This window comes from Fibrobacter sp. UWR4 (assembly GCF_003149045.1).
GTDB lineage: Bacteria > Fibrobacterota > Fibrobacteria > Fibrobacterales > Fibrobacteraceae > Fibrobacter.
Genome location: NZ_QGDU01000020.1, coordinates 1 through 23,580 on the forward strand (window position 1 = coordinate 1; position 23,580 = coordinate 23,580).

The following is a 23,580-nucleotide window of genomic DNA, read 5'->3' on the forward strand; positions in this document are numbered from 1 at the left end:
AGAACGAGGGTCGCCTCCCGCTGGTCATCGTTGAAATCCAGGTGGGCGAATACACTGGCGAAGACGATATCATCCGCGTGGAAGACGACTTCCACCGTTGCAAGTAAGAACTTCCGAAAAAGAAGACTGTAAAAAAAGCCTCGGTTCAACCGAGGCTTTTTTGATGCGTTTAGAGATTTGCGGTCATTCGTGAACGAAAAAGCCTCGTATTAACGAGGCTTAGAAGTGAGAGCGAATTTCAATCGTAGGTTCTAAACTTGTGTTTAGAAATTTGCGGTCATTATTAGAACTGATCCAGGAAACGCTGGTCGTTGCCGGTCAGGAGACCGATTTCGGGAATAGCGTGGCGGAGCATGGCGATACGGTCCAGACCGAAGCCGAATGCAAAGCCGGTGTACTTTTCACCGTCGATACCGCAGTTCTTGAACACGTTGGGGTCCACGGAGCCGCAGCCGCCGATTTCCATCCAGCCGGTGCCCTTGCAGCGACGGCAACCTTCACCGCCGCAGAACACGCAGCTTACGTCCATTTCAGCGGAAGGTTCCGTGAAGGGGAAGAAGCTGGGGCGGAAACGGGTCTTGACGCCTTCACCAAAGAGCTTGTTCATGAACACCTGGAGGACTCCCTTCAGGTCAGCAAAGGAAATGTTTTCGTCCACCACCAGACCTTCGCACTGCTGGAACATGGGAGCGTGGGTGGCGTCGTTATCAACGCGGAACACGTGACCCGGAGCGATCATGCGGAAAGGCGGCTTGTGGGTTTCCATGTAATGGATTTGGGTACCACTGGTGTGGGTACGGAGCATCACCTTATCGTCCACGTAGAAGGTGTCCTGCATGTCGCGGGACGGGTGGTCGGGAGGAGTGTTCAGTGCTTCGAAGTTGTACCAGTCGGTTTCGATGTCGCGACCGAAGTCCACTTCAAAGCCCATCTGGCTAAAGAAGTCGATGATTTCTTCACGGACGTCGTACAGCGGGTGAGTTGAACCGGCGGGGATACCTGCGCCAGGGAGGCTTACGTCTACGCTGCCGCTGGAAAGTTTCTTCTGGAGGGCGGCTTCGTTGGCGGTAGCAATGGCCTTTTCGATTTCTTCGGAGACGGCCACCTTAAGTTCGTTGACGAGCTTGCCGAAAGCCGGCTTTTCTTCCGGAGGAAGAGTACCCATCTGCTTCATCAGGTCGGTAACGAGACCCTTCTTGCCCAGGTACTTCACACGGAGGTTGTTAACGGCTTCTTGATTAGTAAGGTCAGTTTGCGCAAGTTCTGCGTCAAATGCCTGTTTTACGTTATTAATAGCTTCACTCATAGTATGACGAAAATTAGAAAAATCTGACTAATTGGCACCGAGGATGTGAACGATGACGGGTTTATTCTTGCCGTTTTCGGTCTTATGGATGGTGAGGACTCCTGTAGAGTCGTAGCCAAATTGCTCGCCAACGCGTTCGCCGTTGACGTAGGTAAGCGAATCTTTCAGACTTCCGCTCCTGTACCAGTTACGCCAAATGCCGTTACGCTTGTCTTTCTTTTCTAAGGAATCATAAGCCCAGAAACCTTGACTTGCGAGGATTCCTCCTTCAGGATTTCCGTCAAGCGTATCGATGTAATAGCTGCGGCTTTCCTTTAGGCGTCCGTATTCCCAGTCTTCCTCGTACCTCAAGTTATGACCTTGTTTGTAATACCACAATTTCCCGTGAAGTTTCCAACTGTTTGTTCGGGAGGAAAAGGTGGATTCCGCACAGACGATGTATTGGACTAGAGAGTCGTTTATGGTACTCCCGCACACACCGTAGTCAATCCTTTTGTTTTCAATGATATTGTGAAAATCAAGAGTGTCGTACTCTATCTTGCTTTCTTTAAAGAGATTTCCTTCGGAATCATACCAAGTCCACACGCCTCTCCTCTGGTCATCGTTCCAGTGATGCTCTATTTTCTGGACATTTCCGTTACCGTAGTAGAACGTTCTTTGTCTGTCGTCTGTTTCCGGTTGACCTAGATAATTAATTCGAGGGCTTTCCTCCCACTGGATCCTTTTTCCGTCACTATAGTAATGAACCTGTTTGCCGGTGTAAATTCCAAAACCGCACTCTTTTTCGAATTCTAGAGTCCCGTCGTTCCTAAACTTTCGTAACGATCCTTTTTCTACGGTCTTAAAGCAAGAGTTTTCCTCTTTAAGATTTCCGTTCTCGTGCCATTTTTTCCAGATGCCTGTGGAATCTCCGCTTTCACTATAGTGTTCCTCAAAGGCGGGTGCGCTATTGGGGAAGACTCCGTACCAGTCGCCTACCTCGTGGTCATCCTTGTAATAGTGGGTGGATTGCTTTTTTCGACTGCTGAAGAAGGTGGTCCATTCACCTTCGCGCTTGCCCTTTTCGTAGTTGCCTTCCAGGACTACATCGCCTAGGTAGGTCCATTGTCTTACGAGACCATGGGGCTGGTTGTCCTTGTAATCCACTTCCAGTTTTTTAATTCCGTTGCTGTACCACTCGTTCCTCTTGAGAATTTCTCCGTTGGAATAGGTCCATAGGGAAGTTTTTTTGCTTCCGTCCTCGTAGGTTTCTAGCACCTGTTCCTGGGCCCGCTCAATGGTGCAGCCGTGCAGGAGCATAAAAACGCTAAATAGAGGTAAAAAACGGAAATTGTGCATACAACTGAAAGTAGAAAAATTTAATTTCTAAATGAAATGGACGAAAAAAACAAAACCATCGCTAGTACCTTTAATACAAAAGTCCGTACCTCCTGGGTATGGCTTGTTCTTGCGATTACAGTAGGCCTTACCGCGCTGTTTTATTTTTCCCAGAAACCTCAGGTGATTGTGTACGCCAGCTATACCAAGGCCTTGGCGGATTATCGCCTTCAGGAAGCGCATGTGATGCGTTTGATGGATCGAGTCCGTGTAGGGCTTGATGGGGATACAGTAGCGGTCCAGGCTCAGTCCATGACCCTTCGTGAGATGGCGGTTTCTTTTTCCCGCGATGTAGATAGACTTCGCAACGAAGGTGTTCGTGTGCCGTCCCACGAAATGGTGAACCGCTTTGAAAAGGAAGTCTTGGGAAAGGTGGCTAGCCTTCGTCGGTATGCGCACCGCCGTACGGAGTGGTTTGAAAAGTGTAAGTCATTGGAACGGGGCGTGGCGGATCTGCAGAATCTCGAAGTCCGCAATAGTATCCGAAATTCGTTGCAAAATGCCCGCAGTGGTAGTATTGTGTATGTGGTTCACGATATGGAAAGTCTCCCTGATTCGACCCGTGAATCTATGGCGAAACTGTATGATGAAAATGAGGAACTTGCTTTGGCGTGGAGAAGCTTCGACAACGATATGGCTGCCGCCTATAGCGAAGACCTGGCTCGATTCTTCCAGGAGGAAAGTCTGGACGAAATGTCCCTAAAGTCCAGGATTCCTATGGCATTCTACTTCCTTTCGCTAGTTTTGCTCTTGTCCACATTTTTCTTTGCGCTTTATTCCCGTCGGTAGGTGTCTGTGTCTTTTTTCTCTCGTCGTAAACCTGCGTTCTTTAATTTCGCCCTCCTGTTCTTTTTTATGGCGGGGTGGATTTTTTCCTACTTGTCCCCTGCAGTAAATGCGCTGGCGGAAGAAGATTTGCTTCTTTATGGGACGGTTTCCCGGGCTACGGTCCCCAGCATCTTTGGCGGTACGAATATTCCTTTCTTCGATAAGGTGAACTTTCAGATCAATGAGGATGAGAATGCTAATTTCGTTCTGTATGCCTCCCAGGAAATGCTGGATGAAATGTCTGAATGGTTTAGCTTTGGCGCTGTGAATGCCAGCACGATTCCTCTGGAAATCCAAGCTGCCCGACTGAAGGATAATACTTTCGTGGTCCATGCCTTGTCCTCTTCCAATGGGGATTTGGAATTTGAAACTTTGACAATGGATTACCAGGTCTACTACGCTTTTATTGGGGTGTGTCTGGTGGTGGGACTTGGCTTGATTGGCCTGGTCTTCCTGATTCTTTGGTTTGTTTTGCGTCGACGCATATAATCTTGTAAATCTCCGAGAACGTTGTGTTTAGAACAAAGTATTTTGCCTCGGTGTTGTTACTTGTGGTTTCCTGTTGCTTTGGTGCAACCGTCAAAGATTCCTTGATGGTTCAGTCCAACGACGGATACAAAAGTGCAGTCGGCCTCTGGAAAAACGGAACGAAAGATTCACCTGTTGCCATATGGTTTCATGGGGGCATGACCAGCGGAAACTGCCAGAAAGGTCTTGTGGCCGGCGATGACTTGTCTGGATTGCTTCCGGATTATTGGGTCATAAGCATATCGGCCTGCAGGGACAAGCACTGGGCTACGCCTACTGCAGTTAAGTGGGTGGATGCCGCATTGGATTCTATAGCGTCCCGAAGGAAAAGACCTGTGGATCAGGTTTACCTGGTGGGTGTTTCCGACGGTGCGCTCGGTACCATCGTCTACTCGCTGGAAGGGCGCCGTCAGGTGGCCGCCCGCCTTCTGGTCAGTTCCTTCGGGAAATCGCTGGGGGTGGCTTCTTCCATCGCGTCGCATCCGAGGGCAAAATCCGGCAAGTGGTTTTTCCTTCAGGGAGGCTCGGACAGGCTTTATCCTTCTCAGGAATCGGTTCCTTGGATCGAGTCCTTCTGTAAGACCGTGGGTACTGAATGCGATTTAAGGTATGATCCTAAGGGGGAGCATGACTGGTCCTACTGGAAAAACAACCATAAAGATTGGATTTTAAAACTTTTTAAATAAAAATGAAGAAAAAATGCCGTTCCCCCCTTGACAGAATGGCAAAAAATTTCAAAATTTGGCTCACGAACATGCGGATGTGGCGGAACTGGTAGACGCGCTAGATTCAGGTTCTAGTAATCGCAAGGTTGTGGAGGTTCAAGTCCTCTCATCCGCACTGAAAAAGACTCATCTTTCGATGAGTCTTTTTCGTATATAATGACGCAAGGGGCGGGGCTGTTCCCCGCCCCCTGGACCCCCACCCCAGCTAGCAATTCGCTGTGCTCATTACTAGCATTTTTTTGGGATGTTTCGTTGTGTTGTAGCGGTGATGCGCAAGGAGCGGGGCTGATCCCCGCCCTCTGGACTCCCCCTAACTAGCCTGCTGCGGAATCCGTAGGGGGAAGAACGTTTTCGGCTAGGTAATCTCAGTATGATTTCTTCGGGCAGCGTCTTTATGGCGGGGGACTAGTCCCCCCTCTGGACTCCCCCTAACTAGTTCGACGCTTCGCTTGAACTGGGAAATGCGATGCTTGTCGTTAGCATTTTCTAGCTTTTGCTTATGGATTTGTCCGAAGATCGTTTTGAAGAGGAGTTTACCCAGGCGTTTTCTACGGAAACGCTGGAGGGGACCCGCGTGAAGCTTGTAGGCCTCGGTCTTCGTGACGCCGAAGAATCTGGACGGCCCATGTCTGCGGATGTGGTTTGCCGGCTGGTGCAGGAATCGGAAGATTTCCTGGCGGTTCATCTCCCGTGGGTGCGGGGCGTCACCGTTCCTGAAATCGCCAAGCGGATGCGAAGCTGGATTTTTGCGGAACAATATGGTCAGGGGGGCTGCTGGGGGATATTCCCGAAGGATCAGCCCGGAAATCTGGCTGGTTTTATCATGGCGGAGTTCAACCTGAAGAACCGTTCCGCAACTCTTAGCTACTGGCTGTCCCAAAAGAACACGGGCTTGGGATTCATGACGGATTCCCTGAAAACTTTATCCCGCTACTGTTTTGATGTCCTAAAACTGAATCGATTGGAACTTTCTGTATCAGTGTCCAATGAAAAAAGTCTAGCTCTTGCTACCCGCTGCGGGTTCAAAAAAGAGGGTGTAAATCGCGATTTTGAGCGAATAAACGGAATTTTCGTGGATCATTGCCATTTTTCCCTCCTCGCCAGGGATGTTTACTAATGGTTACTTGAGTAAACGAGATTGTTGGATTATTTTTTCTTTTTGGATAGTTACGCTTCTATCTTTTAGATTATGGAAAATGGAGAAAAGAAGGTTTTAACTGAGCCCGATGTGCTGCAGTACACGAACTATCGCGTGTACCTTCGGGACTATTACGAATACAAGAAGTCGACAACAGCCGCCTTCAGTCTTCGCTTCTTTGCGGAAAAGGCTGGTCTTTCCAGTCATGCCCACTTGAAGCTGACCATCGATGGCAAACGAAATATCACCAAGAACACGGTGACTAAGCTGATCCACGGACTTGGTCTTGAAAATCAGCGCGCTGCTTATTTTGAAAGTCTGGTCTTCTTTAACCAGGCAACTACCGACGAAGACAAGAAAGTTTACTACGCCCAGCTGGTAAAGGCTAGCCCCCGTTCCAAGCTTCATAAGATGGACAAGGCCCAGCTGCGTATCTTTAAGGAATGGCATCATTCCGCAATTTTGGAAATGGTGGGTCTCAAGGACTTCCGTCCTATCCCTGACCAGATTTCCAAGCGCCTCCGCGGTCTTATCACTCCCGCACAGGCCACTGAATCCCTGAACCTGCTGTTGGAACTGGGTCTTCTGGTGAAGACTGCCAACGGTTATCGTCAGAGCAATCCCCTGATTACTACCGACGACGAGGTCCAGGATATTATGGTGAAAATGTATCATAACCAGATGCTGGCTCTTTCCGCACGCATGCTGAATGACCTTCCGGGGCCCGAAAGAGACGTTTCTGCCCTTACTTTCGGAATTAAGCGATCGGATTTCGCCAATTTGAAAAAACATTTACAACTAATGCGAAAAGAACTACTAGATTTCTCTGCAAAAGCTGGAGAAGCTGAAGACGTTGTCCAAATCAATCTACAGCTGTTCCCTCTTACCCGAGGAGTGTGATGAGATTCTTTTTGCCAAAATTTCCCAGTGCGGTACTAGCAGGCCTGGCCCTTGTGGCCGGAGTCCTTTCTGGCTGCTCCGAGGACAAGACTGCTGGCATCGAGATTGGAAATCCGGATATAGCGGATAAGGATACGACCGATGTAGGTTCTCCCGAGGGGCCGGTCGTTGTGTCTGGTATTCCCTTGACCGCGGACTTTACAGTGGATTACGCAGAACTTGGAACTGTGGTTGCTACAAAGTCCCTGCTGAAGGCTGCTGCGGAAGACGAACCTGTACTGCTGGATTCATTTGCTCTAAATCTTACGGAAGTTCGTACTTACGCAAGCTACTATAAGTACATGCCGGAATACGATGCCGTTAAGGGTATGCGTGTATGGCCTAACAAGGTTGAAGATGGCGAGGAAGAACTCCCTCTGGAAGATTCTTCTGCACTTCTGGTGTCCTTCACGGAAGAAACCTATGTGGACGATGCCTTCAAGAACATCGACTTGCTGGATGGTGGCTACCTGAAGGAAATTGGCGTTCGCTTTGCTCCTTACGTAGCAGACGATATCTACGGTCGTGTCCTGATCGATGGAGAGTATGTACCGTTCGTGTACGACCTGGCCAACTTCCAATCCTTGCAGTTGCGTTATCATTATTCTCAGATCGAAATTGACTCTGTGAATAACAAGGCAAACCTGTCTGTGATTTTCCGAGCCAAGCAATTTGTGAAGGGTCTGGATTTCTCCAAGGCAAATGTGTCCGAAGATGGCGTGATATACCTGGATATGAAGAACAATTCCTATCTGTGGAATAAACTGAACGATCGTTTCGTTTCTTGCTTCCAGCCGCTGCGTTATGATTATACCAACGCCGCTGGTGCAGATTCTACGGCTTACGTCAAGGATATCTGGAATGGCATTGCGGCTTCCGTAGGCGAGAACACCTTGATTAACGGAAACTTCAAGTCTCCCTTTACCACGAACTGGATTCTTGTAACTCAGTATGGCGGTAAGGCTGACACTTCGCTGGTTGTGGAAAATAGTGGTGATCGCATTATGAAGGTGGATGTGACCGCAGGTGGCGACAGTTCCTTCAGCGTTCAGCTCCTCCAGGAAAATGTGGCTTTGATTGCCGGTGTCAAGTACCAGTGCGTGTTTACCATCTGGTCCGATGTAGCCGACTCTATCACGGCTCGTATCGGTTCCTACACCACCTTCAAGACCATAGGCTTCTCCAAGCATGTGTATGTGGGTAAGACCGGTCAGTCCGTCCAGATTGATTTCACTCCCGAAGTGACGGATCCGTTCGCCCGCTTCGAACTGAATCTCGGAAAGAAGAAACGCAAGTTCTGGATCAAGGAAGTGAAGGTCTTGCGACAGAATTAATTTCTAGGCAAGGATCAAGATTTTTATTTAGAAAAGCTTCCCGAAGAGATTTCTCGGGAGGCTTTTTTGGGGGAATGTTTTTCTCTCGTCTCTCGTCTCTCGTCTTTCGTCTTTCTATTTTTACGTCGTATCAAACAGGTAAAAAAGTATGGCAATTATTCCTACTCTCAAAGACAATCTCGTTATCGAGAATATCCGCCCGAACATTGAAGGCGGCCGTTTCATGATCAAGCGCGAACCGGGCGACACCGTCACCGTGCAGGCAGACATCTTCCGCCACAGCCACGAGAAGTACGATGCCGCGATCTTCTTCCGCCACGTGCCCGCAGAGGCCCCGGCTAAGAAGACTGCAAAGACCGCCAAGGCTGCAAAGCCCGCCGCCGTCAAGTGGGAACAGGCTCCCATGCACTTCGTGGACAACGACCTTTGGGAAGGTTCCTTTACCGTCAACAACATCGGTTACTACGAATACAAGATTTGCGCATGGACCAAGGAACCCAAGGATGTTCCTACTGAAAGCCCGGTGATGAAGCTCCGTGTTGACCCCACTTACGCCCGTACCGGTACCTGGTACGAAATGTGGCCCAAGTCCCAGGGCACCGACCCCACCAAGAGCGCCACCTGGAAGGACTGCGAAAAGCAGCTGGACTACATCGCCGACCTTGGCTTCGATACCGTTTACCTGGTGCCTATTCATCCCATTGGCGTCACCAACCGTAAGGGTGCCAACAACGCCCTCCACGCCAAGACCGACAAGAAGGGTAAGCCCCTGGAACCGGGATGCCCCTACGCCGTAGGTAACAAGTTCGGCGGCCATTACGCTACCGACCCTGAACTGGGCTCCATGAAGGACTTTGAACACTTTGCCAAGGCTGCCCGCGCTAAGGGCCTCCGCCTTGCCTTGGACATCGCTCTCAATTGCTCTCCGGACCATCCTTATGTGAAGGAGCATCCGGAATGGTTCTACCACGAACCGGATGGCAGCATCAAGTTTGCAGAAAACCCGCCCAAGAAGTACGAAGACATTTACCCCTTCGACTACTACAACAAGAACTACAAGGAACTGTGGCAGGAAATCGAAAACATCATCCTGTTCTGGGCCGACAAGGGCGTGGAAATTTTCCGTATCGACAATCCCCACACCAAGCCTTTCCCCTTCTGGGAATGGCTCATCGCCGACGTGAAGGAAAAGCGTCCGGAACTGGTGTTCCTGGCAGAAGCCTTCACCCGCCCCAAGATGATGCATCGTCTGGCCAAGGCAGGCTTCGATATGAGCTACACCTACTTCGCATGGCGTAGCGCCAAGTGGGAATTCGAACAGTACCTGAAGGAACTGACTCAGTCCGATGCCAAGGAATACATGCGCGGTATTTTCTTCCCCACTACACCGGATATCTTCCCCAAGTATCTGGCCTACAAGGGTGCAAATGCCTTCAAGCAGCGTTACTTCCTGGCTGGTACCCTTTCTAGCCTTACCGGTATGTACAACGGTTATGAACTCTGCGAAAACATTCCGTCTCCCATCAAGGAAGAACTGCAGGATTCTGAAAAGTACCAGTACAAGGTTCACAACTGGGCAGGCCCTGGCATCCAGGACTTCGTTCGCCGCGTGAACACCGCCCGCTTGGAACATCCGGCTCTCCAGGAATACGACAACCTGGACTTCCACTACTGCGCCAACGACCAGCTCATGGTTTACTCCAAGAGGACTGGCGATGACGTTCTCCTGTTCGTCTGCAACATGGACATGGATAACGCCCAGGAAGGCATGGTGGAACTGGACATGGCAAAGCTTGGCCTCGACAACGACAGCTTCTTCTTCCTGAAGGACCTGATCACCGACGAATCCTTCGTCTGGCGCGGCAACAAGAACTTTGTCCGTCTGGATCCTAGTAAGGCTCCGGGCCATCTGTTAGTGCTGAAGAAAATTTAATTAAGCGTCATGCTGACGAAGGTCAGCATCGGCTCTCACTAAAACGTCGCGGCATTCGGCCTGCGGCGTTCTTTATTCTTATTTTTAAAATATGACTCGTGAACTTGTTATCAATGGTATTTATCGTCATTTCAAGAATCTCTACTACTGCGTAGAGTCTGTGGCCAGGCATTCCGAAACGGAAGAAGACTATGTGGTCTATCGCAAGATGTATGACGATAAGGGTCGCTGGATTCGCGAAAAGCAAATGTTCCTGAGTGAAGTGGACCGGGAAAAATATCCCGAGATTTCGCAACGGTATCGCTTTGAATATTTGAGATTACAGTCCGAAAGAATATTCCTGCGCCCGTGGGAAGACGGTGACGCTTCCCGCCTATTTGAGCTGGCTTCCGATCCAGACGTCGGTCTTCGTGCAGGCTGGAAACCTCACGAGTCGGCGGAAGAAAGTTTAAGCATTATCCAGAACGTCTTTAGAAACGACAGCACCTGGGCCATTGTGCTTAAGGAATCCGGCGATGTCATTGGCGCCATGGGCTATGGCCCTTCCTGCGATTGCGGGCTGCCTGCTGTTGGAGACGAACCGACTGTTGGATACTGGGTAGGAAAGCCTTACTGGAATCAGGGCTACTGCACCGAGGCCTTGAAGTTGATGCTTGATTATATGCGTGAACAGGGCCGATATGGAAGCGTTGTCAGCGGACATTTTGTAGACAATCCTGCTTCTGGCCGTGTCATGGAAAAATGTGGCTTTATAGCCACTGGCGAGGAATGTCTCTGCCCGGAACTGTATGGTGGTAATAATCGCCCTGTACGAGTGTTACGACTGAATGGTTTAGGATCTAGAGGCTAGGATCTAGAGGTTAGGGTTGCGGGATGCAAGTGCTTGCGATTTCGAGGAGGTTACATCTTTAAATAGCCCGATGGAGTATTCTTAATATCCCTAATCACTATCCCCTGAACCCTATACCCTAAAATCCCTAATCTCTAATTTCTAGTTTCTAACCACTAACCACTAACCACTCTTCACTACCATGATCGACATCTACTCTCTCTCCAAGAATCCGCTTGTTTTCCAGAAGCCCCGAACCATTACATCGGCTTACATTGACGTTTCCGGCAAGATTGGTGTGGCGCAGACGGTGCTTATGGTCCAGGATAATTTTACCGAGAACTTTGGTAAGATCAAGCAGGACAATTTCTTCGTGAAGGAGAAGGGCGGCTACTGGGTCATTACCAAGGCCAAGTTCAAGTTCTTCAAGCGCCCTTTCTGGGGCGATAAGGTGGTAACCACTTCGTACCCTTCCAGTAACGGAATGATTCGAACTTACGAAAGTACAGCCATTACGACGGTGGAAGGTGATCCCATTGTTCTTGCTGTACAGGAAGCTTGCTGCCTTGACTTAAATCGCCATCGTCCAATGAAACTTTCTGCGGTGGATTTCCCGACAGAGGGTTTCCCGGAGCAGGTGCTTGATGATAAGTTCACAAAGTTTGAAGTGACTCCCGAGGAGTATAAGGAAGTGTACCAGCAGCGCGTTTTGCCGCAGCATCTGGATATGTCCCACCACATGAACAACATCAAGTATGTGGAACTATCCATGAATGTTTTTTCCTCTGCGGACTGGGAACTTTGTGACCCTTCTGAGATGGAAGTACATTTCCTAGGCGAATCCCTGGAAGGGATGATGCTCAAAATTTCCCGTGCGGATCACAAGGGCGCCACCTACATGAAAATTGAAGACGAAGTTGGCCGCCTAGTCTTTGAAATGAAAATCAAGATGAAATAGGAATTTTAAAATTCCTGGAAAAATTCCGGACGGTGAAAGTCCGGCTTTTCTGTTTCGATAGGGAAGGCGCTCAGGTAGTGAGGCGTCCTGGATTTATCGCCGCACTTATACAAGTTTCCGCGTAATGAGAATCCTTCAAAGGATGACAATCCAAAAATGCTTGCAGGAATTTGTACGGTCATGCCCCAGCAAATGAGATTGCCTGCCACGCTTGCCACTTGCTTGGTTCGTATTATTTTGTCAATAATGTTCTGGGAGAGAACCTGACGATTGTTTCTGTCAGGGCCGTGGGCGGCCAGCAAAAAGCCGCGACTTGTGGTTTCAAAGTTAAAGTATTCCTCTGACTTGGCCGGATTCTGCAGGAAAATTTCCACACAGGAATCTTCCCAGCTACGGCCGTTATCTTCTCGAACTTCGGAACGGAAACATTCCTCCGGTTCTTCTACGGTAAAACTTACTTCAAAGTAATCCGCAGTTACATTTACATCAGCCATCACCACGGGAAGTTGAATTCCCTGGTTGGGTATCCAGTTCATATTTGCGCTTAAAATCATACTGTTAAAATAGCAAAGCGATAAATGATTAAAAGGTGCTTAATCAGTGATTAATCACTATTGGTCAGTAAAGATAAACTAACGAATCCTTGATTTTGAATGGATTTTGCCACATTTGTTTTTGGCATGGCTTTTGCATTAAGGTGGTCGTCCCACAAATAAACAAGGAGGCCATATGGCTGAAGAAAAAAAAGAAATGGCGGCATCTTCCTCTTTTGATTGCCTTGCCGTAACCAGTGTTAATGTCTATCCCTTCAAGGAAGGCCCTAGCATGGGCCACATCAAGGGACTTGCTTCTGTTGTTTTGAACGATCAGATGCTCATTCGTGGCCTTCGTGTCATGGATGGCGAAAATGGCTTGTTCGTAGGTTATCCTAACGATCCGTTCTATAAGGGAGAAGACTTTAAGACCATCTGCAATCCTATCACCCGTCAGCTTCGTGAACATATCGAGAATTGCATTCTCGAAAAGTACCAGGCTGCAATCGCTTAGTAGGTAGACCTTGTTCCGTCGAATCCGTTCTTACTGCTTGTTTGGGATAAAGGCAGTTCCTGTCTGCGTCGAAGTGGATGCCAGTCAGGGATTGCCGGGATTTACTTTGGTTGGATTGCCGGACAATGCGGTAAGGGAGTCGAGGGAGCGTGTGGTTTCCGCCATCCGTTCCATCGACAAGGTGGTGACAGGTTTCCGTACCACGGTAAACCTGTCTCCCGCGGATTTGCGGAAGGAAGGTTCCGCGCTTGACTTGCCCTTGGCAATCGGGTTGCTAGTTGCTACTGGTGAAATTGAGGTTCCTGGTTTGGATAAGTTGGTCTTTGCCGGGGAACTCTCCCTGGATGGATTGCTAAAACCCGTTCGTGGCGCCTTGTCTATCGCGATGGCGATGGATCGAAGGTCGGACAACATTCTTGTGATTCCTGCAGCGAATGAACAGGAAGTGTCTCTGGTGGAAGGACTGCGGTATGTGTGTGCCAGTTCTCTTAAGGAATGCGTGGAAATTTTGGAATCGGATGCTGATAGACATGCTGTCTGGGCTGCGGGTCTAAAATTTCGTACCAAGGCTTCTTCTGTCGGGGGCAATTCTTCGGGAAGTGACGTTCCTGATTTCAAGAATGTCGTGGGAATGGATGGGGTCAAACGTGCATTGGAAGTGGCCGCGGCTGGAGCCCACAATTTTCTCCTGGTGGGTTCGCCGGGTGCAGGTAAAACTCTTTGCGCTAAATGTCTTCCGGGAATTCTCCCCGAAATGTCGGACGATGAAATCCTGGAGACTACCCGCATCCATTCCTGCGCGCGAACCTCGGGAGATTTAAATGCGTTCAGGCCTGTTACAGTCCGGCCATTTCGTTCCCCGCATCACTCGGCGTCCATGGTCTCGCTGGTGGGGGGCGGTAGTAGGCTTAAACCGGGGGAGGCGAGTCTCGCCCATAACGGGGTGCTTTTCCTGGATGAACTTCCTGAGTTTAATCGCTGTGTCCTCGAGGCGTTGCGCGAACCGATGGAGGATGGCTCCATCTCCGTTAGTCGCATTAGCGGTACGGTGGTGTGGCCCGCCCGTTTCATGATGGGGGCTGCCATGAATCCATGCCCTTGTGGTTATTCCATGGATCCCAAGCGCTCCTGCACCTGTTTACCGGAAGCCCGTAAACGGTATCAGGAACGTATTTCTGGCCCTCTGCTGGACCGTATTGACATCCAGGTCAGTGTCCCGCCTGTTGATGCGTCGCTTTTTGCCGGAAAGGCTAATGGGGAGTCCTCTGCTGATATCCGGCAGAGGGTTCTGGAAGCTAGGGCTATTCAGCGGGAACGGTTCAAGGGGACGAACTTCAAGTCCAATGCGGAAATGTCTTCGGATTTTGCAAGAGAGTCTTGCAGGCTTACTCCCCAGACGGAAAACTTCGCCATTTCGGCGGCAGACAAGATGGGCCTAAGTGCCCGCGGTTACTACCGCCTGTTGAAGGTTTCTAGAACCATTGCAGACTTGCGGAAGGCTTCCCAGGTAAGTGTAAACGATCTGGCGGAAGCCCTCCGTTACCGCTCCTTCCGGTCCTAGCCTCGTGCGGAAATCTACTGTCATGGAATTTCTTCCTACAGGCAAAACAAAGAAGGCGTCATCCTTTGGGATGGCGCCTTTCTTGTTTAATCTCGGGATTTGTTTATCTGCGGATTCTAATGGAGGATTCCGCTCCTGCGCAGTCAGGGATTGCCAGGGGCTTACGGACGGATACTTCCACCATCTGGGCCTTGGGGTAGTGGTCCAGGATATATTTCCCGGTTTCAACTACGAGAGTTTCTTCCAGCTGGAAACAAGAAAGGCGGATGAACCCTTTCAGGTCTTCCGCCAATTGAGCATAGTCTATGGAATGTGCCAGATCTTCATTACGGGCAGCCAGGGTAAAATCCAACCAGAGGGAGACGTTCAAGACAATCGGTTGCTCATTGGTCCTCTCGAAGGGTAGAGTGCCGATGATGCAATCGAAGGAAAGGTCCTTCAGGGAGATTTTACCGGCTTCAATTACCATACGAAGAGAACGACTGCGCCGGCGATGGAAGCACCAGCGAGACCGAACCACAGGTTACGAGCGGTTGCGTAGGAATCCTGGGTCTTCTTGTTGGTGTTCATGCGGCCCTTAAGATCCTGGATAGTCCAGGTTCCGATAGCACCCTTCTGGACCATTGCGGTTTCGCAAGCCTTGTCGCCCTTACACATGCCCAGAAGGCCGGTGTAGAGCTCGTTCAGGTCGTCGTAAGCATCCTTAGCCTTGTTGGCTTCGGAGTGCTGGTTGATGCCCAGGACGATGGCTGTTGCTGCGAGAGCGGAAAGTCCCACTGCAGACCAGAAACGGACTTCGTCTGCGATACCGAAACGGTCGCCCACGTCTGCAGCTTCGCTTGCTGCGTAGTCGCGTTCATCGGCACCGGAGTTTGCGACCGGAGCGGAAGTCTTGTAACGGCTCAGGTCTTCGTCGTCTTCACAATCTTCGTCATCATCGTCGCAGTATTCGTCATTGCTGGAGGATGCGGCTGCTGCGGTTTCGGTTGCAGGTTCTTCGGCGTTTTCACCCTTCAGGGTGACCGGATTGCCGTCGATGAAAACGATAGCGGAGGTAAGGCCCGGAGCGAACACGGACTTACCGTCAAAGTAAACTTTTTCTACGTCCTTGTTGGCGTCCATACCGCGGCGAGCATAAACCTTTGCGGTTACCAACTTGGAGTAATCGACGCCTTCAGCGGTCATGGCGGTCATGGAGGACAGGTCGCCTGCGCCACCCTGGTAGAGCTGATAGGTTGTTGCATCGGCGTCAAACGGATCTTCGAACTTCTGACGGACGACCAGTCGACCATCCTGGAGGGATTCGACTTCGTCTGCAGGAGCGACCTTCAGTTCGCCACCAAATTCAGCAGTAATATATTCATCAGGGGAACCCGATTCCTTGGCTTCGAATTCGCTGATGTCATAGGAGCCGGCGAAAGCCGACACGACGGACAGGCACAGAGCCCACAAAAGAGAGCGTTTCATTTAGATCTCCATAGTACTATTTTTCCCGAAATATATAAAAAAAAGCCAAAGGTATCTCACCGAATGAGCTTTTATGGAACGATATGTTCCCGAAGTGTTTTCTAACTCACGGACTTTTGTATGCCTGCGGAATATTTTTGTTTAGATATTTTTACAAACGAGACTTCGGTGTGATTTTTGACGCACTCTATATAAATCTGTTGGAGGTCTAGCTGATGAACAACCCAAATTACTATATTATCGCCCGTAAATTTAACTCTAACCAGAAGGTGCTAATCATGGCAAAGCTTTCTATTGAAGATCTCGAACTCGCTGGCAAGCGCGTGTTCATCCGTGTCGACTTCAACGTTCCGCAGGACAAGGTCACTGGTGAAATCACCAACACCAAGCGTATCGAAGCTGCTCTCCCCACCATCAAGTATGCTCTTGATAAGGGTGCTTCCGTTGTTCTCGCTTCTCATCTCGGCCGCCCCAACGGTGAAGTGAACCCCAAGTTCACTCTCGCTCCGGTTGCTAAGAAGCTGGAAGAACTCATCGGCAAGCCGGTTAAGTTCCTCTCTGACTGCGTTGGTGCAGAAGTTGAAGCTGCTTGCGCCGCTGCAAAGCCGGGTGACATCATCCTCCTCGAAAACCTCCGCTTCCACATCGAAGAAGAAGGCAAGCGCAAGGTCAAGAACGCTGACGGCACCGAAGAAAAGATCAAGGCCGACAAGGAAGCTGTCAAGGCTTTCCGCGCTTCTCTCACCAAGCTCGCCGACGTTTATGTGAACGACGCTTTCGGTACCGCACACCGCGCTCACTCCTCCATGGCTGGTGTTGAACTGCCGCAGCGCGCTGCCGGTTTCCTCATGAACAAGGAACTGAAGGCATTCGACCAGGTTCTCAACAACCCCCCGCGTCCGTTCCTCGCTATCCTCGGTGGTGCTAAGGTGGCTGACAAGATCCAGCTCATCAACAACCTCCTGGACAAGGCTGACAAGATCATCATCGGCGGTGGCATGGCATTCACCTTCAAGAAGGTCATGAACAACATCGAAATCGGTTCTTCCCTGTTCGACGAAGAAGGCGCAAAGCTGGTTCCGGAACTGGTTGCTAAGGCTAAGGCTGCTGGCAAGGAAATCATCCTCCCGGTTGACTACGTTGCTGCTGACAAGTTCGCTGCTGACGCTGCTACCAAGTGCGTTTCCGACGCTGAAGGTATCCCCGCTGGCTGGATGGGCCTCGACGTTGGTGCAGAATCCACCAAGCTCTTCGTTGACGCTATCAAGTCCTCCAAGACCATCGTCTGGAACGGTCCTGCAGGCGTGTTCGAATTCGAAGCTTTCGAAAAGGCAACCAAGGCTATGGCTGACGCTATCGTCGAAGCTACCGCAGCTGGCGCAATCACCGTGATCGGTGGTGGCGATACCGCTACTGCAGCTAAGAAGTACGGCGCAGACAAGAAGGTCACCCACACCTCTACCGGTGGTGGCGCTTCTCTGGAACTCCTCGAAGGTAAGGAATTGCCGGGCGTTGCATTCCTCAGCGATAAGTAATTTTCCTTATAAGCTGCGCGATACTGCGTTGCTCGCCCCCTCACGTACTCAAGTACGCTACGGGGGCTCGCGCCTTGTCTCGCTTGCTTCTAAGAAAAATTCCTGACTTAAGGAAATTAAAAAGAACTCGATGAAAATCGGGTTCTTTTTTTGTGTGAGGGACTATCTGCGCGATAAATATTCGAAGGTTAATTAAAACGTTTGCTGTCTTTCGGGGTGTTCCATTTGTCTTCGTTATTTTCTAGACAAACTGGTGTTACGTCAATTTCGGTTTCATCGTAATACCATAGTCCCCCAGTAATCGGGTCGATAATCCAACCGAATACATACCAGGAAAAAAGATTTCCGGCAATATACCATCCCCAGTCGCCACTTGACTCAATGGTTTTTTGCGTTGTGGTACAACCCTTCTTTTCCCCGATTGCCGTGATGGCCCCTTTTTTAGCCTTTACCATGGCGAAGTTTTTCCCTGTTATCCTTTTCTCTTCGTACAGGACTGTCACTTTTGTATCATCTTCTGACGAAGAAACCATAATAGATTTTTTCGTACCGTTAAGTATTGTTGCGCACCCCTGCAATATGCAAAGCATGGACAGGACCATCATTATTTTTAACCAGTTCATTTATTGCTCCTTTCCGTCAACGACGGCTTGTGAGAGAATTTTGAGCCTGGCCTTGGAGGTCGCACGAATTTTAGGAAGTAAAAAAGGTGCGGAGTCGAAAGGCTTATGTATTGAAGGCTCTGGTAAACCCTTAGCAATAAGCAACAAACGACCCGCACCCACTGGGGTGCGAGTGTTGTCCCGTTCCTTGCTAACTTAAAGTTTACCAGACTTTTCAATACAGGAACAAGATTCTACTCTAAATCATTATGTTCACTCAAATATAGCATCAATCGCGCTACATTTTTGAATGTCCAAAATGAAAAGGGCCGTCTGTTGCCGATGTTGTTTAATTGCTGAGAGTCATCTTCCCTTTAGTAGATTTTATGCCCTTTCAAAAACTGCACTTTTTGAATTTTTTTTAGAAAGGTCTTGATGTATGAAAGATTTGGACGATTATGGCGTTATATTTGTCCAAATCTCTATTTTTTACTGACTTTTGGACAAGAATGAATGTATATGCTTCAAAAAAAGATAAGGACTTCAAAGACCTTGATGCTTACCTTGATTTCTGCAAAGGGCCTGAAAAAGATTTCCTATTTCGATATGGTGCAGAATGTGGTGACGCTTGAAGATTTGATGAAATGAAAAATCCCCGATGCCGGTGAGGGCGTAGGGGTGGGGTAGAAAATACTGTAGGGGTTAAGTTCTTGTTATGGGATGCGTTTACCGAACTTCTTTTCCTATTTCGGTAACAATTCTAAGCAAAACATTTTTTTCGTCAGAAGGGAATTTCGTCATCTTGCTAATGTGTTCTTTCCATAATTCAAAAGAATCGTTCGGCGAATCACAGTTGTTAAACACTTCTATGATGTCACTTTTCCATTTGTAAATATTTGCGATTATTTTAGGGACCTTGACTCCAAAAATTGTTTCTTGTCCTCCTGCAGAAAATGTATCTCTAAAAGAAGGATTGATGATACCCTTTGCTTTTAGAAGCCATTTACATGCATTGTTGTAATCTCCCAAAATAACTTTTGGGGATTTAATGAGCATTTCTGCCTTATAATGATCTTTTTCATTTTTGGACAATTCGCTCCAAAAATGAATTTTGGAATTAATTAGACTTTCTGCAAATATTTGTTCTTCAATATCCTGTGAACTTACTTCTTGAACATCCGGACTATACCACCAAAGAGAATCATCTTCGTTTTCATTTGTGGATTTTTTTGATTCAATTAAATATGATTTAAACGCATCAAATGGATTTTGCATTTGACGTATATCGTCGTATGGTTTATGAATCTTATTGAATAAAGATTCTTGTACATCCTGATTCATGTCAAGCATGTAGCGTGGGCTATGTGTAACAGCTACATTAGAAACGCATTCCTCAAATGGTCTATACTTGATTTGAAACGGATTCTGTTTTGCGCAGAATACTTGGATTCTACTTACATCGGGAATTCGGGTGGATTCCATAATGCTTCCACCCATAACTTTCCAGGAATTAGACTTTGTGCTAAGTGTTTTGACTTCGATGCCGAATGCTTGTCGTTCGTTAATTCTTGCAACAATGTCTGGAAATTTGTGACCGCTTATATATTGAATTTCCCAAGGTAAATTCAATTCTTTTGCAGATTCTTCGACTGCCTTGCTTACGTCAATTTCAAAGGATTTCCAAAAATCACCTTTGATTTTTCCACAATTTGCCGATTGCAACTTTGTTTTTGTACAATCCAAAAGTTTTTGAAAATCTGCTATGGTCTGATTTTCGTGATGGTTGAGATTTTGTCCGACGGATATAGACATGACTAAACTCCGAAAAGATCGTCCCAGATGAATTCTAGTCTTTTTCCGATTGCATAGCCAAGTAATGGCGGCACCGCGTTTCCAATAACTTTATATGCCTCGGAAGAACAGACCTTATTTATACCATCGTTGAATATGAATTCGTACTCGTCAGGGAATGTCTGAATTCTTGCACACTCTCTTACACTAAGTCGCCTTTCCTGAAGCCCTTTTTCAAGTTCTTCACAGTGGGTTCCTCCGTGCTCTGCACTTAAACGACGAAACTCAATATTTCCATGATGTTCACTTCGGATTGTTGGCCCGATATCGTTTAAATCAATTTCTGCACTGCCTTGCATTTTTCCATAATACTTGGCTTTAGAAAACATTTGCTGAGCTTTATCGCTTGATGCATCGGGTTCCTTGAGGCCTACAAAAGCATCCTTGCATGTGACAATTTTTTGTAATCCATCGCCATGTGTTTTTAGTGGGTATGGGTAGAATTTTGAATGCACTCCGTTGGATTCTAAGTCTGCGAGAACTTTCGGGTCTGCGTACTTACGTGAAATTCCAATGAATACAACACGCTCTCGACTTTGAGGAACTCCGTATTCCCAAGCCTTTAAAACTTGAGCGTCAACAACACAATAGCCTTCATCGATATTTCTAAAGTCTGCTTCAATTATTTTCTTGGCATCACCAAGAGATACCAAGCCTTTCACATTTTCCGCTATGAAAATTTTTGGTTTGACGATTTCAATAACCTGTTTCATCCAGAGATAAAGTGTGCCGCGAGATTCGTTGTCGGCATGTTCTTCCTTTTTACCGTTGTGACTTTTTTGCGAATCAAAGCCAAGGCGTTTTCCTGCAACGGAAAAATCCTGACAGGGAAATCCTCCGGTAACAACATCGATATTAGGAGGAAAAGAAAAAGTCTTGACCTTTGATTTCTTTACAAGATCAACGATGGATTCCAGATGATATATCCCATCAACTTTTTTTCTGGAACCGAAAAAGTGGTTCCAGGATTTTTGTGCACAAGGCAAAATGTCGTTTGTGAATACGGTTTCAAAGCGACTGTTGGAAAGTTTGATAAAATTCTTGTCTATGCGCTCTTTTATCCAGTCTGGATGAATTTTTTCATTGACTGATTTACTTAAAACAGAAAAGCCGCCTTCAAGACCTAAGTCTAGGCCGCCGCAACCGGAAAACAATGAAAGGACCCGAAGGGCTCTCTTTCTGGACGCCATATCGCCTCGATGTTCCAATGGAACAGGTGAAAGTTTCCGTTTTCACTTCTGTTCTGGGTACACCTGTGGCGTGCCAGCTTAAAGTAAGCCCAAAAAGAACTCATCCTATTGGATGAGTCCCCCTTGATCCTATTCTTGGTGTGTTAAAAGTTGGTCGTTTTCAAGGACACAAGAACGGGAGCAAAAACATTTGTTCTGCCCTCGTTCAACCGTTTTGTCCATAGAAAAAGCGTGAACCGTAAGGCCTGTCTGTCCTTAGGCAACGACCAAGAAGCCCACACACTGACAAGCACAAACGATTCACGCCGATACGACGTGAATTATCTGCCTTATTCCGAGTGTGTTAAAGTTGGTCGTTTTTAAGGACACAAGAACAAGAGCATAACTCTAATACCAGGTCGTTCAGCTCTGCTCTCACAAAACTGAACTATGTCGCTATAAATATATAAAAGCTAATGGGAAAATGGGCTTGCGGTCTTGATAATTGATCGCCAAGCATAAGTTACGAAAAATTGTTGGAAGAGAAATCGGCCGGTGAAGGAATCGGCTGGTTGTCGTGGCAGACTTGTGCACTAAGTACGAGGTCTAAAAGGCCTTTTTCCCTGTACTATCCGTTGGATTTCTGGTCGGCGCCGGGGACGGTTTCGTCGTGTTCCTCGAACTGGCTCACTTTCTTGAACCAGTAGTCTTCACTATTGATGGAGCTCATGTTGTTAATGATGGCGTCCAGGTCGATTTCTTCAGGATTTTGATTTTCGTTAGGCATATAACGAATATAAAAAATTCATTAGATTGGACGACCTAAAGTGTTGGCAACCAGTGCGCCTGCAACGATAATCGGAATAAGAATACTCATTTTGACCTCTGGCTGAATGTTTGACTCCGTTTCTCGGGGCTGTTCTTAATATAGATTGCTGGAGGTTCAATCGCTTACGGGGCGTTGTCTAAGTGTAGTCCCGAGACAACGAGGAGAATTTCTATATTTCTAGTAAAGCGAGGTTTCTATGTCTATTATCGTGGTCGACTATAACGCAGGTAACTTGACTTCCGTGATGAACGCTCTGGAACGTATCGGCGCTGATGCTGTTTCCAGTCGCGATCCCGAGGTGATTGCCAAGGCGGACCGCCTGATTTTCCCGGGCGTGGGCGCTGCGGCTTCTGCCATGGAGACCTTGACTACTACGGGTATCGGGGATGCTATCAAGACGGTGGTGAAGGCCGGCAATCCGGTTCTTGGCATTTGCATTGGCTGCCAGATTATTCTGGAAGAATCCGAAGAAGATGGCGGCGTCAAGACTTTGGGCTTGATTCCCGGTAAGGCCGTTCGCTTCAAGGACGAACCGGGCTTGAAGATTCCCCACATGGGCTGGAACCAGGTGAACTTCACCCGCGAGCATCCCATTATGAAGGGCATCCGCAGCGGTTGCGACTTCTATTATGTGCATTCCTACCATCCGGTGGTGCCTGCGGAATACAGCTTCGCAGAAACTACCTACGGCACCCAGACTTTCCAGGGCCTCATTGGTAAGGACAACCTCATTGCGTCCCAGTTCCATCAGGAAAAGAGTGGTGACGTGGGCCTTGCCATGCTAAAGAACTTCTGCGACTGGAAAGTGTAAACTCTAAAATTTATAGAAACAAGAAATGCCGCGGGAACGAACCGCGGCTTTTTCAATGAAACTTGCGGAGTCTTAAGCAAGTCTTTTAAGGTAATTCGCCGCCGATCAGTTCCATCTGCTTTTTGTAGATGTCCTTGCAGGCGTTTTCGCCCAGGTCAAGGAGGGTGTTGAGCATGGCGCGGTCGAAACTTGCGTGTTCGCCGGTGCCCTGGACTTCAATGAAGTTCTTGGCGTCCTGCATCACTACGTTCATGTCCACGTCGGCTGCGGAGTCTTCCACATAGCAGAGGTCGCAGAGAGGTTTGCCATCCACGACGCCGACGGAGATTGCGGTAATGCCGTGCTGGAGAATCTGTTCGGTGAGACCGAGGCGGGCCTTGATTTTCTTGAGGGCGATTGCAAGGGCGACGAAACCGCCGATGATGCTTGCGGTACGGGTGCCGCCGTCAGCTTCGATGACGTCGCAATCGATGACGATTGCGTTCTCGCCCAGGGCGGCGAGATTGGCGGCACCACGGAGGGAACGACCCACCAGACGCTGGATTTCCTGGGTACGGCCGCTGGCACCCTTGCGTTCGCGTTCCACGCGCTTGCCTGTGCTTTGCGGGAGGAGGCTGTATTCTGCGGTAATCCAGCCGGTACCGCGACCTGCCAGCCAGTCCGGAACCTTCGGGAGAAGGGTGGCGTTGCAGATGACGCGAGTGCGTCCCATTTCGATGAGGACGGAACCGTCGGCGCTACTGATAAAGCCCACGGTCATCTTCAAATTTCTGTATTCGTTAAAAGCTCTGTCTGTACGTTCGTATGCCATAA

Annotated in this window: 24 protein-coding genes, 1 tRNA gene and 1 pseudogene; 16 read left to right on the forward strand and 10 right to left on the reverse strand. The window is 48.5% G+C overall.

Going from position 1 to position 23,580, the window contains the following annotated elements; translation table 11 throughout:
• Positions 1 to 107 (forward strand): annotated as a pseudogene (locus BGX12_RS15945) (mannose-6-phosphate isomerase); the annotation flags it as partial.
• A 176-nt stretch (positions 108 to 283) separates the two neighbouring features.
• On the opposite strand, the gene pheS reads toward BGX12_RS15945, so the two are convergent.
• Positions 284 to 1,306 (reverse strand): phenylalanine--tRNA ligase subunit alpha, encoded by a 1,023-nt coding sequence (gene pheS, locus BGX12_RS09400; protein WP_109735818.1) that lies wholly within the window; start codon positions 1,304 to 1,306, stop codon positions 284 to 286.
• A gap of 27 nt (positions 1,307 to 1,333) precedes the next feature.
• A complete protein-coding gene (locus BGX12_RS09405) occupies positions 1,334 to 2,605 on the reverse strand; it encodes a toxin-antitoxin system YwqK family antitoxin (protein ID WP_158278218.1) in 1,272 nt (423 codons plus the stop codon).
• Between the two features lie 75 nt (positions 2,606 to 2,680).
• Here BGX12_RS09405 and BGX12_RS09410 point away from each other — a divergent pair, with 75 nt between their 5' ends.
• The 10 genes from BGX12_RS09410 (at position 2,681) to BGX12_RS09455 (ending at position 11,895) form a co-directional block, all read left to right on the forward strand.
• Complete coding sequence (locus BGX12_RS09410) at positions 2,681 to 3,472, forward strand: hypothetical protein (RefSeq protein ID WP_109735820.1); 792 nt, start codon at positions 2,681 to 2,683, stop codon at positions 3,470 to 3,472.
• Between the two features lie 6 nt (positions 3,473 to 3,478).
• Entirely contained in the window at positions 3,479 to 4,000 is a 522-nt protein-coding gene (locus BGX12_RS09415; RefSeq protein ID WP_146196299.1) for a hypothetical protein, read from the forward strand.
• 50 nt (positions 4,001 to 4,050) lie between these two features.
• A complete protein-coding gene (locus BGX12_RS09420) occupies positions 4,051 to 4,725 on the forward strand; it encodes a hypothetical protein (RefSeq protein WP_233246342.1) in 675 nt (224 codons plus the stop codon).
• A 70-nt stretch (positions 4,726 to 4,795) separates the two neighbouring features.
• Positions 4,796 to 4,879, forward strand: a tRNA-Leu gene (locus BGX12_RS09425).
• Between the two features lie 384 nt (positions 4,880 to 5,263).
• The gene (locus BGX12_RS09430) at positions 5,264 to 5,881 is read left to right on the forward strand and encodes a GNAT family N-acetyltransferase (RefSeq protein WP_109735823.1); all 618 of its coding nucleotides are present in this window, start codon (positions 5,264 to 5,266) and stop codon (positions 5,879 to 5,881) included.
• A gap of 72 nt (positions 5,882 to 5,953) precedes the next feature.
• The gene (locus BGX12_RS09435; protein ID WP_109735824.1) at positions 5,954 to 6,802 is read left to right on the forward strand and encodes a TIGR02147 family protein; all 849 of its coding nucleotides are present in this window, start codon (positions 5,954 to 5,956) and stop codon (positions 6,800 to 6,802) included.
• Positions 6,802 to 8,175: a carbohydrate binding domain-containing protein gene (locus BGX12_RS09440; RefSeq protein WP_109735825.1), complete on the forward strand. Its 1,374-nt coding sequence runs from the start codon at positions 6,802 to 6,804 to the stop codon at positions 8,173 to 8,175. The genes BGX12_RS09435 and BGX12_RS09440 overlap by 1 nt, the downstream gene beginning before the upstream one ends.
• A 148-nt stretch (positions 8,176 to 8,323) precedes the next feature.
• On the forward strand, positions 8,324 to 10,108 hold the full coding sequence (locus BGX12_RS09445; RefSeq protein WP_109735826.1) for an alpha-1,4-glucan--maltose-1-phosphate maltosyltransferase: 1,785 nt from the start codon (positions 8,324 to 8,326) through the stop codon (positions 10,106 to 10,108).
• Positions 10,109 to 10,199: 91 nt separating this feature from the next.
• Positions 10,200 to 10,958, forward strand: coding sequence for a GNAT family N-acetyltransferase (locus BGX12_RS09450; RefSeq protein WP_109735827.1), 759 nt, complete (start codon positions 10,200 to 10,202; stop codon positions 10,956 to 10,958).
• A gap of 181 nt (positions 10,959 to 11,139) precedes the next feature.
• Positions 11,140 to 11,895 (forward strand): acyl-[acyl-carrier-protein] thioesterase, encoded by a 756-nt coding sequence (locus BGX12_RS09455; RefSeq protein WP_109735828.1) that lies wholly within the window; start codon positions 11,140 to 11,142, stop codon positions 11,893 to 11,895.
• A gap of 5 nt (positions 11,896 to 11,900) precedes the next feature.
• Here BGX12_RS09455 and BGX12_RS09460 read toward each other — a convergent pair whose 3' ends face one another.
• Positions 11,901 to 12,449: a carbohydrate-binding family 9-like protein gene (locus BGX12_RS09460; RefSeq protein ID WP_109735829.1), complete on the reverse strand. Its 549-nt coding sequence runs from the start codon at positions 12,447 to 12,449 to the stop codon at positions 11,901 to 11,903.
• 175 nt (positions 12,450 to 12,624) lie between these two features.
• Here BGX12_RS09460 and BGX12_RS09465 point away from each other — a divergent pair, with 175 nt between their 5' ends.
• Both BGX12_RS09465 and BGX12_RS09470 read left to right on the forward strand, forming a co-directional pair.
• Complete coding sequence (locus tag BGX12_RS09465) at positions 12,625 to 12,942, forward strand: SpoVG family protein (RefSeq protein ID WP_233246343.1); 318 nt, start codon at positions 12,625 to 12,627, stop codon at positions 12,940 to 12,942.
• Positions 12,943 to 12,952: 10 nt separating this feature from the next.
• Positions 12,953 to 14,503, forward strand: coding sequence for a YifB family Mg chelatase-like AAA ATPase (locus tag BGX12_RS09470; RefSeq protein ID WP_109735830.1), 1,551 nt, complete (start codon positions 12,953 to 12,955; stop codon positions 14,501 to 14,503).
• Positions 14,504 to 14,606: 103 nt separating this feature from the next.
• Here BGX12_RS09470 and BGX12_RS09475 read toward each other — a convergent pair whose 3' ends face one another.
• Together BGX12_RS09475 and BGX12_RS09480 are read right to left on the reverse strand one after the other, a co-directional pair.
• Positions 14,607 to 14,972, reverse strand: a complete 366-nt coding sequence (locus tag BGX12_RS09475) for a dihydroneopterin aldolase (RefSeq protein WP_233246344.1) — start codon at positions 14,970 to 14,972, stop codon at positions 14,607 to 14,609.
• Complete coding sequence (locus tag BGX12_RS09480; protein ID WP_109735831.1) at positions 14,966 to 15,970, reverse strand: hypothetical protein; 1,005 nt, start codon at positions 15,968 to 15,970, stop codon at positions 14,966 to 14,968. Before BGX12_RS09480 ends, BGX12_RS09475 begins: the two co-directional genes overlap by 7 nt.
• Before the next feature lie 278 nt (positions 15,971 to 16,248).
• On the opposite strand from BGX12_RS09480, the gene pgk reads away from it, so the two are divergent.
• The gene (pgk, locus tag BGX12_RS09485) at positions 16,249 to 17,505 is read left to right on the forward strand and encodes a phosphoglycerate kinase (protein WP_109735882.1); all 1,257 of its coding nucleotides are present in this window, start codon (positions 16,249 to 16,251) and stop codon (positions 17,503 to 17,505) included.
• Between the two features lie 188 nt (positions 17,506 to 17,693).
• Here pgk and BGX12_RS09490 read toward each other — a convergent pair whose 3' ends face one another.
• Positions 17,694 to 18,128, reverse strand: coding sequence for a hypothetical protein (locus BGX12_RS09490; RefSeq protein ID WP_109735832.1), 435 nt, complete (start codon positions 18,126 to 18,128; stop codon positions 17,694 to 17,696).
• 498 nt (positions 18,129 to 18,626) lie between these two features.
• Here BGX12_RS09490 and BGX12_RS15950 point away from each other — a divergent pair, with 498 nt between their 5' ends.
• A complete protein-coding gene (locus BGX12_RS15950) occupies positions 18,627 to 18,755 on the forward strand; it encodes a hypothetical protein (RefSeq protein WP_255416876.1) in 129 nt (42 codons plus the stop codon).
• A 78-nt stretch (positions 18,756 to 18,833) separates the two neighbouring features.
• Here the strand turns inward: BGX12_RS15950 and BGX12_RS09495 are convergent, their stop codons facing one another.
• From BGX12_RS09495 to BGX12_RS15650, 3 genes are all read right to left on the reverse strand, one after another.
• Positions 18,834 to 19,919, reverse strand: a complete 1,086-nt coding sequence (locus BGX12_RS09495) for a hypothetical protein (protein ID WP_109735833.1) — start codon at positions 19,917 to 19,919, stop codon at positions 18,834 to 18,836.
• 2 nt (positions 19,920 to 19,921) lie between these two features.
• On the reverse strand, positions 19,922 to 21,148 hold the full coding sequence (locus BGX12_RS09500; RefSeq protein WP_109735834.1) for a DNA cytosine methyltransferase: 1,227 nt from the start codon (positions 21,146 to 21,148) through the stop codon (positions 19,922 to 19,924).
• 607 nt (positions 21,149 to 21,755) lie between these two features.
• The gene (locus BGX12_RS15650) at positions 21,756 to 21,914 is read right to left on the reverse strand and encodes a hypothetical protein (RefSeq protein WP_199220755.1); all 159 of its coding nucleotides are present in this window, start codon (positions 21,912 to 21,914) and stop codon (positions 21,756 to 21,758) included.
• A gap of 238 nt (positions 21,915 to 22,152) precedes the next feature.
• Here BGX12_RS15650 and hisH point away from each other — a divergent pair, with 238 nt between their 5' ends.
• A complete protein-coding gene (gene hisH, locus BGX12_RS09505) occupies positions 22,153 to 22,767 on the forward strand; it encodes an imidazole glycerol phosphate synthase subunit HisH (RefSeq protein ID WP_109735835.1) in 615 nt (204 codons plus the stop codon).
• A gap of 85 nt (positions 22,768 to 22,852) precedes the next feature.
• Here the strand turns inward: hisH and rph are convergent, their stop codons facing one another.
• Positions 22,853 to 23,578, reverse strand: coding sequence for a ribonuclease PH (rph, locus tag BGX12_RS09510; protein WP_109735836.1), 726 nt, complete (start codon positions 23,576 to 23,578; stop codon positions 22,853 to 22,855).
• Positions 23,579 to 23,580 lie beyond the last annotated feature (2 nt).

Coding starts and splice junctions, on each gene's coding strand:
- BGX12_RS09430 (WP_109735823.1), top strand. CDS start 5,264: ATGGATTTGTCCGAAGATCGTTTTGAAGAGGAGTTTACCCAGGCGTTT.
- BGX12_RS09440 (WP_109735825.1), top strand. CDS start 6,802: ATGAGATTCTTTTTGCCAAAATTTCCCAGTGCGGTACTAGCAGGCCTG.
- BGX12_RS09465 (WP_233246343.1), top strand. CDS start 12,625: ATGGCTGAAGAAAAAAAAGAAATGGCGGCATCTTCCTCTTTTGATTGC.
- hisH (WP_109735835.1), top strand. CDS start 22,153: ATGTCTATTATCGTGGTCGACTATAACGCAGGTAACTTGACTTCCGTG.
- rph (WP_109735836.1), bottom strand. CDS start 23,578: ATGGCATACGAACGTACAGACAGAGCTTTTAACGAATACAGAAATTTG.
- BGX12_RS09475 (WP_233246344.1), bottom strand. CDS start 14,972: ATGGTAATTGAAGCCGGTAAAATCTCCCTGAAGGACCTTTCCTTCGAT.
- BGX12_RS09460 (WP_109735829.1), bottom strand. CDS start 12,449: ATGATTTTAAGCGCAAATATGAACTGGATACCCAACCAGGGAATTCAA.
- BGX12_RS15950 (WP_255416876.1), top strand. CDS start 18,627: ATGCTTCAAAAAAAGATAAGGACTTCAAAGACCTTGATGCTTACCTTG.
- BGX12_RS09410 (WP_109735820.1), top strand. CDS start 2,681: ATGGACGAAAAAAACAAAACCATCGCTAGTACCTTTAATACAAAAGTC.
- BGX12_RS09435 (WP_109735824.1), top strand. CDS start 5,954: ATGGAAAATGGAGAAAAGAAGGTTTTAACTGAGCCCGATGTGCTGCAG.
- BGX12_RS15650 (WP_199220755.1), bottom strand. CDS start 21,914: ATGCCTAACGAAAATCAAAATCCTGAAGAAATCGACCTGGACGCCATC.
- BGX12_RS09445 (WP_109735826.1), top strand. CDS start 8,324: ATGGCAATTATTCCTACTCTCAAAGACAATCTCGTTATCGAGAATATC.
- BGX12_RS09405 (WP_158278218.1), bottom strand. CDS start 2,605: ATGCTCCTGCACGGCTGCACCATTGAGCGGGCCCAGGAACAGGTGCTA.
- BGX12_RS09490 (WP_109735832.1), bottom strand. CDS start 18,128: ATGAACTGGTTAAAAATAATGATGGTCCTGTCCATGCTTTGCATATTG.
- BGX12_RS09480 (WP_109735831.1), bottom strand. CDS start 15,970: ATGAAACGCTCTCTTTTGTGGGCTCTGTGCCTGTCCGTCGTGTCGGCT.
- BGX12_RS09495 (WP_109735833.1), bottom strand. CDS start 19,919: ATGTCTATATCCGTCGGACAAAATCTCAACCATCACGAAAATCAGACC.
- BGX12_RS09500 (WP_109735834.1), bottom strand. CDS start 21,148: ATGGCGTCCAGAAAGAGAGCCCTTCGGGTCCTTTCATTGTTTTCCGGT.
- BGX12_RS09450 (WP_109735827.1), top strand. CDS start 10,200: ATGACTCGTGAACTTGTTATCAATGGTATTTATCGTCATTTCAAGAAT.
- pgk (WP_109735882.1), top strand. CDS start 16,249: ATGGCAAAGCTTTCTATTGAAGATCTCGAACTCGCTGGCAAGCGCGTG.
- BGX12_RS09455 (WP_109735828.1), top strand. CDS start 11,140: ATGATCGACATCTACTCTCTCTCCAAGAATCCGCTTGTTTTCCAGAAG.
- pheS (WP_109735818.1), bottom strand. CDS start 1,306: ATGAGTGAAGCTATTAATAACGTAAAACAGGCATTTGACGCAGAACTT.